At 70.5% G+C, this 11,102-nt stretch carries 11 protein-coding genes; 6 read left to right on the top strand and 5 right to left on the bottom strand.

What is annotated here, in order from left to right; translation table 11 throughout:
- Positions 1-32 precede the first annotated feature (32 nt).
- From Pma05_RS35905 to Pma05_RS35915, 3 genes are read left to right on the top strand one after another with little or no spacing between them, the layout of a single operon-like run.
- Positions 33-992 carry an ABC transporter ATP-binding protein gene (locus Pma05_RS35905; RefSeq protein WP_239313827.1) on the top strand — a complete coding sequence of 320 codons (960 nt, stop codon included), beginning with the start codon at positions 33-35 and terminating at the stop codon, positions 990-992.
- Complete coding sequence (locus Pma05_RS35910) at positions 989-1,861, top strand: ATP-binding cassette domain-containing protein (protein WP_203861983.1); 873 nt, start codon at positions 989-991, stop codon at positions 1,859-1,861. Before Pma05_RS35905 ends, Pma05_RS35910 begins: the two co-directional genes overlap by 4 nt.
- Complete coding sequence (locus tag Pma05_RS35915) at positions 1,842-2,786, top strand: dihydrodipicolinate synthase family protein (protein WP_203861984.1); 945 nt, start codon at positions 1,842-1,844, stop codon at positions 2,784-2,786. Before Pma05_RS35910 ends, Pma05_RS35915 begins: the two co-directional genes overlap by 20 nt.
- Before the next feature lie 23 nt (positions 2,787-2,809).
- Here the strand turns inward: Pma05_RS35915 and Pma05_RS35920 are convergent, their stop codons facing one another.
- Complete coding sequence (locus Pma05_RS35920; RefSeq protein WP_203861985.1) at positions 2,810-3,706, bottom strand: helix-turn-helix transcriptional regulator; 897 nt, start codon at positions 3,704-3,706, stop codon at positions 2,810-2,812.
- 99 nt (positions 3,707-3,805) lie between these two features.
- Here Pma05_RS35920 and Pma05_RS35925 point away from each other — a divergent pair, with 99 nt between their 5' ends.
- A complete protein-coding gene (locus Pma05_RS35925) occupies positions 3,806-4,708 on the top strand; it encodes a phytanoyl-CoA dioxygenase family protein (protein ID WP_203861986.1) in 903 nt (300 codons plus the stop codon).
- Between the two features lie 112 nt (positions 4,709-4,820).
- Here Pma05_RS35925 and Pma05_RS35930 read toward each other — a convergent pair whose 3' ends face one another.
- The 4 genes from Pma05_RS35930 to Pma05_RS44165 form a co-directional block, all read right to left on the bottom strand.
- The gene (locus Pma05_RS35930) at positions 4,821-5,813 is read right to left on the bottom strand and encodes an IS630 family transposase (protein ID WP_203861999.1); all 993 of its coding nucleotides are present in this window, start codon (positions 5,811-5,813) and stop codon (positions 4,821-4,823) included.
- Positions 5,814-5,876: 63 nt separating this feature from the next.
- On the bottom strand, positions 5,877-6,365 hold the full coding sequence (locus tag Pma05_RS35935; protein ID WP_203861987.1) for a site-specific integrase: 489 nt from the start codon (positions 6,363-6,365) through the stop codon (positions 5,877-5,879).
- Positions 6,346-6,870 carry a hypothetical protein gene (locus Pma05_RS35940; RefSeq protein WP_203861988.1) on the bottom strand — a complete coding sequence of 175 codons (525 nt, stop codon included), beginning with the start codon at positions 6,868-6,870 and terminating at the stop codon, positions 6,346-6,348. The genes Pma05_RS35935 and Pma05_RS35940 overlap by 20 nt, the downstream gene beginning before the upstream one ends.
- A gap of 750 nt (positions 6,871-7,620) precedes the next feature.
- Positions 7,621-8,010, bottom strand: coding sequence for a winged helix-turn-helix domain-containing protein (locus Pma05_RS44165; RefSeq protein ID WP_372441612.1), 390 nt, complete (start codon positions 8,008-8,010; stop codon positions 7,621-7,623).
- Between Pma05_RS44165 and Pma05_RS35950 the strand changes: the two genes are divergently transcribed.
- Entirely contained in the window at positions 7,910-8,464 is a 555-nt protein-coding gene (locus tag Pma05_RS35950) for an SUKH-4 family immunity protein (protein WP_203861990.1), read from the top strand. The genes Pma05_RS44165 and Pma05_RS35950 overlap by 101 nt on opposite strands.
- Positions 8,465-8,633: 169 nt before the next feature.
- Positions 8,634-11,006, top strand: coding sequence for a hypothetical protein (locus Pma05_RS35955; RefSeq protein WP_203861991.1), 2,373 nt, complete (start codon positions 8,634-8,636; stop codon positions 11,004-11,006).
- The last annotated feature ends 96 nt before the right edge of the window (positions 11,007-11,102 follow it).

Raw genomic sequence — 11,102 nt, forward strand, 5'->3', positions numbered from 1 at the left:
CGGATGCAACTTCGACCGCTCCCGTACTGAGCGTGCGGGACCTCGTCGTCGAGGCCCGCCGGCCGGACGGTGCACCGCTGCGCATCCTCGACGGCGTCGGGTTCGACGTGGCGGCCGGGCAGACGCTCGGCGTGGTCGGCGAGTCGGGCAGCGGCAAGACGATGACCGCGACGGCGGTGCTGGGCCTGCTGCCGCCGGGGGTGTCGGTCACCTCCGGCGGGATCCGGTTCGCCGACCGGGAACTGGTCGGCCTGCGCGAGTCGCAGCGCCGGGAGTTTCGCGGCAAGGGCATCGCGATGGTCTTCCAGGATCCGCTGGCGGCGCTGAACCCGGTGCAGCCGGTCGGCCGGCAGATCGGCGAGATCGCCCGCCGCCGCGACGGAATGTCCCGGGCCGCCGCCGGACGGCTCGCCGTCGACCTGCTCGAACGGGTCGGCGTGCCCGATCCCGCCGGGCGGGCGCGGGCCTACCCGCACCAGCTCTCCGGCGGGCTGCGCCAGCGCGCGGTGATCGCGATGGCGTTGGCCGGCCAGCCGAGGCTGATCCTCGCCGACGAGCCGACCACCGCGCTGGACGTCTCGGTGCAGGGCCGCATCCTCGCCCTGCTGACGAAGATCCAGGCCGAGGACGGCGTGTCGGTGCTGCTGATCAGCCACGACCTTCGGGTGATGTCGCACACCGCGCAGCACGTCGCGGTGATGTACGCCGGGAAGGTCGTGGAGCGCGGTCCCACCCGCGAACTGCTGCACGCGCCGCGGCACCCGTACACGGCGGCGCTGGTCCGCTCGGTGCCCGCGGTGCACAGCCGCTCGGCGCCGGTCGCGCCGATCCCCGGGAATCCGCCACGACTGGCGGCGCTGCCGTCCGGATGCCGGTTCCACCCCCGGTGCCCGCTCGCCGTCGAACGGTGCCGGGTGGAGGAGCCGGTGGCCAGAGAGGTCGAGCCCGGCCGGGTCGCGGCCTGCCACCGCGCCGAGGAGGTTCTGCCATGACCGAGCCGCTGTTGTCGGTGCGGGAGGTGTGGACGACGTTCAAGGCCCCCAGGGGGAAGGGTGGCCGGCGCCAGGAGATCCAGGCGGTCGCCGGCGTCGACCTGACCGTCGCCGAGGGCGAGACCGTCGGGCTCGTCGGCGAATCGGGCTCCGGCAAGTCCACGCTGGCCCGGACGATCGTCGGCCTGGAGCGGGCCCGCAGCGGCACGGTGACCTTCGCCGGTACCGACGTCACCACCGGGTGGTCCCGGCGGCTGCGCCGGGATGTCCAGATGGTGTTCCAGGACCCCCGCTCCTCGCTCAACCCCCGGATGACCGTGCGGGACATCGTCGCCGAGGGCTGGCGGGCGCACCCCGGACTGGTCCGGCCCGGCGGCCACGACGCGGAGGTCGCCCACCTGCTTGAACAGGTGGGCGTCGACCCGGCCCTGGCCGGCCGGCGCCCCGCCGAACTCTCCGGCGGGCAGTGCCAGCGGGTCGCCATCGCCCGGGCCCTCGCGCTCCGCCCCCGCCTGCTGGTCTGCGACGAGGCCGTGTCGGCGCTCGACGTGTCGGTCCAGGCGCAGATCCTCGCCCTGCTCGCCCGCCTGCGCGAGGAACTGGGCCTGGCGATGCTGTTCATCTCCCACGATCTGGGGGTGGTGCGTCAGCTCTCCGACCGGGTCGCCGTGATGTACCTCGGGAAGATCGTCGAAACCGGGCCGGCCGAGCAGCTGTACTCCTCGCCCGAGCACCCGTATACCCAGACGTTGCTCGCGTCGGCACTCGAACTCGACCCGGACGCCACCCCACCGGCCTTCGCCGCCGAGCCGCTCGAAACCACCCCGTCCCGTTCGGAGGACCGCACCGATGCCGCCCCATCTGCTTGATGGTGTAACCGTTCCCCTGGTCACCCCGCTGGACCCGGACCGGCAACCGGACCCGTCCGCCGCCTGCCCGCTGCTGGACGCGCTGGCCGGCGCCGGCGTCACCACGGTGATGCTGCTGGGCAGCAACGGCGAGGGCCCGTCGGTCCCGGCGGCGGCGGTCAGCCGCTATGTCGTCCCGGTCGCCAGGGACTGGCGGGAGCGGGTGGGCCCAGCGGCGCGGGTGCTGGTCGCCGCGTCCGGCGCCGGCACCGCCGAGACCCTCGACCGGGCCCGCGCGGCGCTGCCCGCCGAGCCGGACGCGTTCGTCGTCACCGCCCCCTACTACTTCCGGCACACCGCGGCCGAACTGCGCGCCCACTTCGCCGCCGTGGCCGCGCTCGGCGTGCCGACCGTCGCCTACAACATCCCGCGCTACACCGGCAACCCGCTGGACCCGGAGCTCGTGGCCGTCCTCGCCGACGAACTCGGGGTGATCGGCATCAAGGACAGCTCCGGCGACGCCGGACACCTCGCGCGGCTCTGCGCGCTCGCCGCGGAGCGGCCCGGGTTCGCGGTGAGCCAGGGCGCCGAGACGGCGCTCGTCGACGGACTCCGCCAGGGCGCCGCCGGCATCACGCCGGGCCTCGGCAACCTCGCCCCGGCGCTCTGCGTCGGCCTGGTCGACCGCTGGCGGGCCGGGGACGAGGCCGGTGCCCGCGACCGGCAGGCGCGGCTGGACGCCGTCGGTCGCATCCACACCGTACGGCCGGGGGTGGTCGCGATGAAGACGGCGTTGAGCCTGATCGGCCTCTGCCCGCCCACCGTGGGCGCCCCGTTTCTGCCGTACGACCCGGCCGAGGTGCGGGCGCTGCGCGCGGTCCTCGAACCACTGGCCGGCGACCTCGCCGCGTTGCTGACCGGCTTCCCCGGGACGGCACCGGCGTAGCGGACCTCGGGACGCGGGTCGCTCTAGAGGTCCTCGACCAGGAGCCGCTGCGCCAGGGCGAGCAGGCCGGCCCGGCGTACCGGGTCGAGCGGGTCGAGCGGACGGCTGGTTCGGTAGCCGCGTGGCGCGGTCCCGTAGGCCGACCGGAAGCGGCGGGAGAAGTGGAACGGGTTGACGAACCCGCACGCCTCGGAGATCGCGCCGACGCTGAGGTTGCTGCGCTCCAACAGGATGGCGGCCCGGGCGAGCCGGATCAGTTCGACGGCGCCGACCGGACCGAGGCCGAACTCCTGCCGGAAGATCCGGGCGAGGTGTCCGGGGGACACCCGGGCCGCCGACGCCATCTCGTCGAGCCGCAGCGCCAGTGCCGGCCCGCCGCGCCAGGTGGCGCGGAGGTGGTCGGCCAGCCGGACGAGGTGCTCGGGCAGCGCCGCGTCGGCCGCGTCGGCGACCGGGCCGTTGACGAACAGTTCGAGGAGCCAGCCCAGGACCTCCGGCGTCCGCGCCGGTGCGCCATCGACGTCCGTTCCGCCGAGCCAGAGCAGGTAGCGACAGAGCGCGGGGAGCGGATCGGCCGCCGACAGCGGTCGGATCAGCGGCCACCGCGTGGGTGTCCCCAGCGGACCGGACTCGTCGAGATAGAACGTGACGTACGCGTGGACGCAGGGCTGGTCGGGGTCCCAGGCGTAGCGTTCCCGCAGGCCGGGGCGGGAGAGCAGCAACTTGCCGGGCGCCAAGGTGTGCTCGCGGGTGGCCGAAGGGTCACCGCCGGCCTCGGAGTACTGCCACGAGGCGCGTCCGGCCAGCATCCAGACGAACTCGAAACAGGGCAGCACCCGGGGGCCGAGCGTCGCTCCGGGTGGATAGTGCGCGACCGCCGGTCCGTTGCGGATCCGTACCCGGACCGGCAGCGATGTCATGAACAGACAGGTTACTCGGGAGCTGCGGACATGGTCCGGCGACCCGCCCCCACCGATACTGGACAAGGCAAATCACCTTTTCAAAGCCGGGGAGAACCGATGTCCACCAGCCAGTTGGCCGCGCCCTCGACGCGATCGGTCGTCCTGCACGACACCGTTTCCGAGGCGCTGATTGAACAGGTTCGCGAGGACGGTTACGGCGTCCTGCGTGACGCGCTGTCGCCGGCCGAGGTGGCCGAGATCAACGCGGAGGCCGTCCGGCTCTGCCGCGGCGAACTGGGCGAGATCGGGCAGGGGCCGCAGACCTCGGCCGACGAGTCCGACGCCGACGTACTGCGCCGCTACCTCTGCGTCCACCACCCGCACAAGCTGTCGGACGTCGTCGTGCGGTCGCTGTCGTGCCCGCAGATCGTCGACGCGCTGACCGGCGTGATCGGGCCGAACGTCAAGTCCATGCAGTCGATGCTGTTCATCAAGGCCGAAGGCCGGCCCGGCCAGCCCTGGCACCAGGACGAGTACTTCATCCCGACCCGGGACCGGTCGCTCACCGCAGTCTGGATCGCCCTGGACGACGCGACGGTGGAGAACGGCTGCCTCTGGGTGCTGCCGGGCTCGCACCGCCGGGGGGTGCTCTATCCGGACCGGGAGCAGGACGACCCGCGCTTCGACTGCTCGATCGAGGCGTACGACTTCCCGTACACCGACGCCGACGCGATACCGGTCGAGATCCCCGCGGGCGCCGCTGTGATCTTCAACGGTTACCTGCTGCACCGGTCGCTGCCGAACTCGGGCCGACACGGCTACCGCCGTGCGCTGGCCCACCACTACATGAGCGCCGAGTCGCCACTGGGCTGGAAGATGCCCGCAGACACCTCCCCGGCGCACTGGGACTTCCGCGACATCGTCTTGGTGGCGGGCGAGGACCCGTACGCGTACAAGGGCATCGCCGACGTCACCCGGGCCTACGTGCGGCCCGACAAGGAGGGCGGCTGCGACCGCTGACCGCCGCCGCACCGAAAGGCCCGGGTGCTCGATGACACCCGGGTCCTCGTCGCGCGTCACCCGCGCTTAGCTAAGCGCCTGGCCAGAAGTCTTGTCCGTAACCCTCGGGTAGTCAGGGTGAGGTCCAGGGTGCGGTGGTGGTGAGGTTTTGGTCGGGGGTTCGGTGTCGGAAGAAGGCGTGGGCTTGTCGGATGCGGTCGGCCATGGTGGTCGGGGCGGTGTTGGCGATGTGTTGTTTGAGTACGGCCCACATCCGTTCGACCGGATTGTCCTGAGGGCTGTACTTCGCGCCCTCGATCAACATCAGGCGGGGGTGCGCGGCCAGCCACCGTCTGGTGATTCCGCTGTGGTGGGTGGTGCCGTTGTCGCAGATCACGGCCACGATCGGGGCGTCGGGGTAGGCGGTGAGCAGCATGTCGAGGAAGTAGCAGAGGACCACGGAGACGTTGCGGACGCTGACGTGGTGGTGGAAGGCCCCGGTGGCCAGGTTGACCGCGCCGTGCAGGGTGCGGCGCAGGTTCGAGCCGGGGGTCATCACCCGGTGGCGGACACCGGTGGGCGTCCAGCAGGCCCGTACGCGGGCGAGTAGGTCGAGGTGCGTTTCGTCCTGCGCGAGTACGACCGACCCGGCCGGCAGTCCGGCGATCCGCTCGCGGATCGCGGCACAGACTCGGTCGTGGTCGGGATCGCTCTTGGCGATCAGGCGGGGCCGGCGGGCCTGCTCCCGCAGCCGGCGGTACACCGTGCGCAGGCTCATGCGCGGGCGGCCCAGGGCCCGCCATACCCTGCCGGTGGTCCACGCCCGAGGTGTGCCCAGCAGGGTACGGATCCGCTCGCCCAGGCGCGGGCTGCCCAGCCGGGGACGACCGGGGCGGGGCCGGTCGGGCAGCCCGGCCAGACCTTCCAGGTCATGGCGGGTGATCCACCGGCGGACGGTGGCCGGGTCGTAGTGCAGCAGGGCGCCGATCTCGCTGGCGGGCATCCCACCAGCGGACAGCAGGATCATCACCGCGCGGGTGGCGACCCTCCACTGCCGGTGCAGGGCGTCCACGAGTTGGTGGTACTGCTCGTCGGACACGTTGGCGTACACGTGCGCGGGGCGCATACTGACGAAGACCTCGTCGGGCTGATCGTTGTTTGGAAACTCGATCAAACCCCGGCGAGGTCTTCACGTCGGTACGCGCATCAACCCGGGCGAGTTACGGACATAACTTCCGACAACCTGCTTAGGTAGTCGGCGGGGTTTGACCACCCGGTGGGCGGGGCTGGCGGCGGGATCGATGAGCCCGTCGGCGATGGCCCGGTTGTAGATGGCGCGTGCAGCGGCGATCACGTGCTCGCCCGCGTGGCGACCGCTGCGGCTGTTGCGTCGCGACCGGGCGGTCGCGGCGATCTCTCGCTGCATTGCCTCGATGTCGCTGGCTGCGACCGCGTCCAGGGGACGGGCGCCCCAGGCGGCGGCCATCCGATGCCAGTAGGTGCCATACGTACGGCGGGTGCTCGACCCGGCCGCCGCGACCACCTGTGGCAGGTACTCGGCCAGCGTCGGCAGCCCCGGACCAGGCTCAGCCTGCAGATCGGCGAGGGTAACGCCCAAATGAGCCAGCAACTGCCGCGCAGTAGCGACACGGGCGGGATCAGCAGACACGACGACCACTGACCACCTGCGCGTGAAGGTCGACCAACAGCCGTACGACGGTATTGGCCGGATGAATCACCAACAGATCGTGGGCGACCAGAGCGGCGAGTAGCAGCGGCTGCCCAGGAACGATCGCGCACATCTGCCGGACGCTCGCCGGTAACGGCAGTTCCCCTCGACTGCCGACCACGTGTTGTCCGGCTGATGCTGACGAGACAACGAGCATTCCGCTGTGCGGGCGGATGTCGATGCGGTGGCCGGCGGGCCAGCGCAACGCCCCCAGCAGGCTATGTTCGGTCACCCGACCGGATCGGTCCGGACGCGCCACACCGATCAAGACCTCGTCCAGTGAAGCGGTCGCTGGCGGACGTGGAGCGGGCAGCGCCGGCATCGGCGCAGGGCCGGGTCGCGATCTGGCGGGAAGCGGGGCCGGAATAAGCACGCCGATGATCTGCTCGCGGTCGAGACGGCGAGTTGGTGTCATGACCGGTCCAACCGCGAACACGTCGTTGCGCGCCAGCAATGATGTACTACTCGCCGACGCCCGCGAGCATGCGTTACCGCAGGTATGCCGGGCAAACACCAGTACGGAATCGAATTCGACTCACGACTGGTGGAACTCCACCAGAACTGGTGTCCGAGGGGGGATCGGTCACACGTACCCAGCACACCTGCCGGAAACAGGTGTTCATGCGTCGCACAGTAGAGTCCCGGCGCCCCACGGTCAATCAGAGGCACCCTGCGCCGCCGCGCTCGGAGTAGCGGCGCACCCGCGCCCCTGACGAATCGCTCTGCTGCCGAGCGACCGTACGACGAGCCGGAGCGGTATCGATCCGGACGGCTGACCTGCCAAGGCAGGATCGCAACCTGGTGACGCAGCACAAGGACCTCGACCTCTTTGAACCGCTCGCCGCGCAGACCGAGCACGATCAACTGCATGGCCTGGCATAGAAACAGGTAGCCACACGACAGGATCATGGGCGCCAGCAGGGCCACCGATGCGCCCTCGACGTCGCACAAAACCACGTGTCAACGCCCCGAGGCCGAGTTTTCGAACGGTACAAGACGTCGGGTCCCGGGACTGTACCGGGCCGTCGCGCTGACCCTGTTCCTGCTGCGCCGTAACGAGTCCCAGGGCGTGGCCGCCGAGGTGTTCGGCTGCTCACGGGCCACCTATGAGCGTGATGCCGTCGGTCCCAGGTGCGGGCCCTCGGTGGGCGCAGCGTCTGCCCGGCCTCGTCTTCGACGACGATCCACGCCTTACACTGTGCCGCTACCGCTTTCCCGCCGGCCACGCCTCCTGCCGCCACCTGGTGACCGCAGCCCCGTCGCGTTCGGGCGGCCGATGCCCGGAGACCTGCACCGACCAGCCGATGCGGTGCAGCAGGTACGAGGTGCGGCGCACGCAACGGTCGCCGACACGCACCTGTTTCCTAGATCCCGGTTGTGGGCAGGGCGGGATGGCCGGAACTCGACAATGGCCCCTGTAGTACTCTGCGGCCGGTGTTACGTCCGTGGCCATGTCGCGCCGTGTAGCACGGAGCCTCGACAAAGGAATATCCATGATCACCCACGAAGAGCTGGTTGAAGCCTTCGGCGAGGACAATGTTGTCCTCCTGGACGCCGAGAAGGCAAGGAGTGCCGGGCTCTCCGAGATGGACATGCTGATCCTCACGCATGTCGGCTTTCCCCGATACGCGGGCCCCCTCTTCACCACCGATATAGTCGGACAGCCCGCACTGTTCCAGGTGGAAGAGTTTCCTGCCAATGGCGTGATCAACAGGGTGATGTTCCTCGGCGGGCCGGAAGACGACGACCAGGCTCGGTTCTTCCTTGATATCCCGGATGGATTCATCGTCTTCATGGCGCTCACCGACGACGGCTCCGAGGCAGAGGTAATCAACAGTACTCTCAGCGATTTTCTGGAGTTCGTATACCGATTCGGCGTGCGCTATCAGTCACCTGCTCCTGAGACGATCGAAGAGGTACGCCAGGAAACCGACGAGCTAGACGCGCTCTTGCGAGACCGAGACCCGCACGCATTTCGTCAAGCCCAGACGTGGTGGTCGATGGCGATCGACGCCATCCGAGAGCAGAGCGAGAAGAAGTACGCCTAAGCTAAGCAGAGCGGCTGGTCAGCTTCGTTGGCCAGGTCGCACTGCTTGACGTGGTTGACTACCGTCTCCTCGTGGCCATCGCGGAATGCCTTGGCACCGGCGGCACATCCTTGTGTGTCACAAGCGCGTGAAGCTGGTCGTAGTTAGGCATGGCGTCGAAGCACTGACCGTGGACCTCCTCGGTCAGGTCGACGTCGTCGGCGTGGAGATCCTGGGGAGCCCGAGCATGGAACTGCAAAGCGTGGAGCTGCGAACGGTGGCACCGGCCGTGGCCACACTTCTGGCCGCGATAGCTGGCGACGACTGCGAGCAGCTACTGAACCGGACGGGTCACGCCCTGGCGCCGCTGCTCCGGAAGGAGCCGGCGCTGCCGCACGTCCTCGTCGAGGGGGTGCTGCGTACCGCCGATCCGGTTCTGGTCCGGTCGTTGGCCCACAACGACTCCGCCCGGCCCGCCCACCAAGACCTCTGGCGAGCGTACGCAGACAAGGACGAGGGGGTGGTCGGGAGCGCCTGGCGAGCGTACGACGCTGGGGACGACACCGTTACCGGCGGCTCCGCTCCGGACAACTCCGCTCCGGACGGCCCCAACCTGGCGGTGTCCACGCCGGAGCCGGATCCGGTCGACACCGAGGCCACCCGCTTCTTCGTCGCGCACCTGTACCAGGTCGCGAAGGAGCACAAGGGCAGGCGGGACCTGTCGTGGAACGAGCTACAGGCGCCGAGACACGCGATCAGAGACCAGCGCGGGCTGGACTGGCCCACGGTACGGGAGGCACACCGGGCTCGGCGGCTCCGACCCGACTTCGTCGAACACCTTCTGGAGCGGCCGGACTGCCCGGAAGACGTACTCGCCGAACTGGCGCCCGCGGTTTCCCGTCCACTCGACTTCGTGCTCGGGTTGGGTCGGCCGCTCTCCGCGGCGACCGTTCGGCCGCTGCTGCGTACCGTGGCGAGCGCCGAAACCTTGACGACGCTGGTGGCCCAGCGGCTCGGCCGGGACGTCTCCGGTGCCGACCTGCTGGCCGAGGCACGACCGGCCCGTACCGTGCTCAAACTGGCCTTGGAGCGCACTGGCGACGCACCGGGCAAGCCTGGGCCGGGGCCGGACGAGCGGGCCGGGTGGGCGGAGTTCCAGGATCGGCTGACCGAGTTGGTGACCGGAGGGCTGGCCGACAACGTGGCGGCCTGGCGGGCGCTCCGGGGCCGGTTGCCGAAGTACGACGGCAGCGTCACCGAACTGGTGGAGGAGGCGCTGGCCGCCGCGCCGCCAGCTCCGGCCTCACCGAGCCCGACCGCGCCGGACACGGCCTGGCCGGACGCCGCCGAGACCCCAGGGTTCTTCGACACCCCGTCCCTGCACGTCAACCGAGCCGCGTTCGTGCTGCTGCTGAACGCCGCGAGCACCGACGTCCAGTGGATGTTGCTGCCCCACCTCGACGACCGCACCCGGTACGACCTACTGGCCCAGGGCGAATGGCGGAACGAGTGGCTGTCCCGGGCGATTGCCGAGGACGACCGGCCAATCCTGGTGCTGCTGTCCCGGCATCTCCACCTCTCCACCGAGGTGATCGAGTCCCTGGCGGCCCTGGACGATCCGGCGGTCAACGCCGGACTGATCTACCAGCGGCACGCCACCGACGAACAGAAGTGGAAACTGGCCAGCGGCACGCCGTTCACACCGGGCCGGGCCGGACCGCTGCCGATCGACCCGGACCTGCGCAAGCTGGTGCTCGGCATCTGGTACCCGTACCAGATGCTGCCGTTGTTGCAGAGCAGGGACGCGGAGCTGGTCAGCTACGCGCTGCGCATGCTCAAGCTCCCGCAGAACCGGGTGCTGCGCTGGGTGCTGGAGCGGTGGGAGCGGTACGGCCCGGACGGCCTGCTGGAGCTGCTGCCGGAGACCATCCAGAAGGGCGTCCGGACCCTGGTCACCGAGCTGGTCGAGGATCCCGACCCGGAGCGGGCGCTGGGCCGGCTCCGGGACGCGGTGCACGACGCCGAGTCGCCGAAACACCTCTTCCGGCGGCTGCGGAGCGGCGCGAGCCCGGCGGATCTCCGCGCCGAGGGCTTCCGCTGGGACTGGGACGCGCTGATCGCCGAGCACCGGACGAACCCGTTCGACGTTTTCGTCCTCCCGAAGCTTCAGGCGTTGGACGACTGCCCGGAGCGGCTACGGCGCTCGGCACCGGTAGTTCTGAACGGCATCGAGCAACGCGCCATGAAGGCCCTGGCCGGCGGGAAGCCCGCGGCCACCGTGCTGACGAAGACGCCAGTGCGCGACCACCACTCGTGGGCACTGCACGCGGTACGCCTCGGCTGCCTTCCCCCGGTCGACGTACTGCGCCACGGCCAGCCGGCGTACCGGGCGCTGGACCCGGGGCTGGTCGACGACGCGTACCGGGCCGAACTGGCGGCATTGGTCCACGAGCACCTGGCCGGCCGACCCGAGGCGTGGGTGGTGGTGCTGACCCTGCTGCCCGACTTCGCCGGCACCGTGCCGGAGTTGCTGCGTACCGTCGCGCTGGCCACGGCCCCCTGAGCCGAGCAGAGCGGCTGACTGGCGGCCGAGCGACAGCCAACTGGCGGCTCAGCGTCAGGGTCCACCTCGCGGTAGACGCTGAACGAGCTGCCACCA

This window comes from Plantactinospora mayteni (genome assembly GCF_016862935.1).
In the GTDB taxonomy this organism is placed as follows: Bacteria; Actinomycetota; Actinomycetes; order Mycobacteriales; family Micromonosporaceae; genus Plantactinospora; species Plantactinospora mayteni.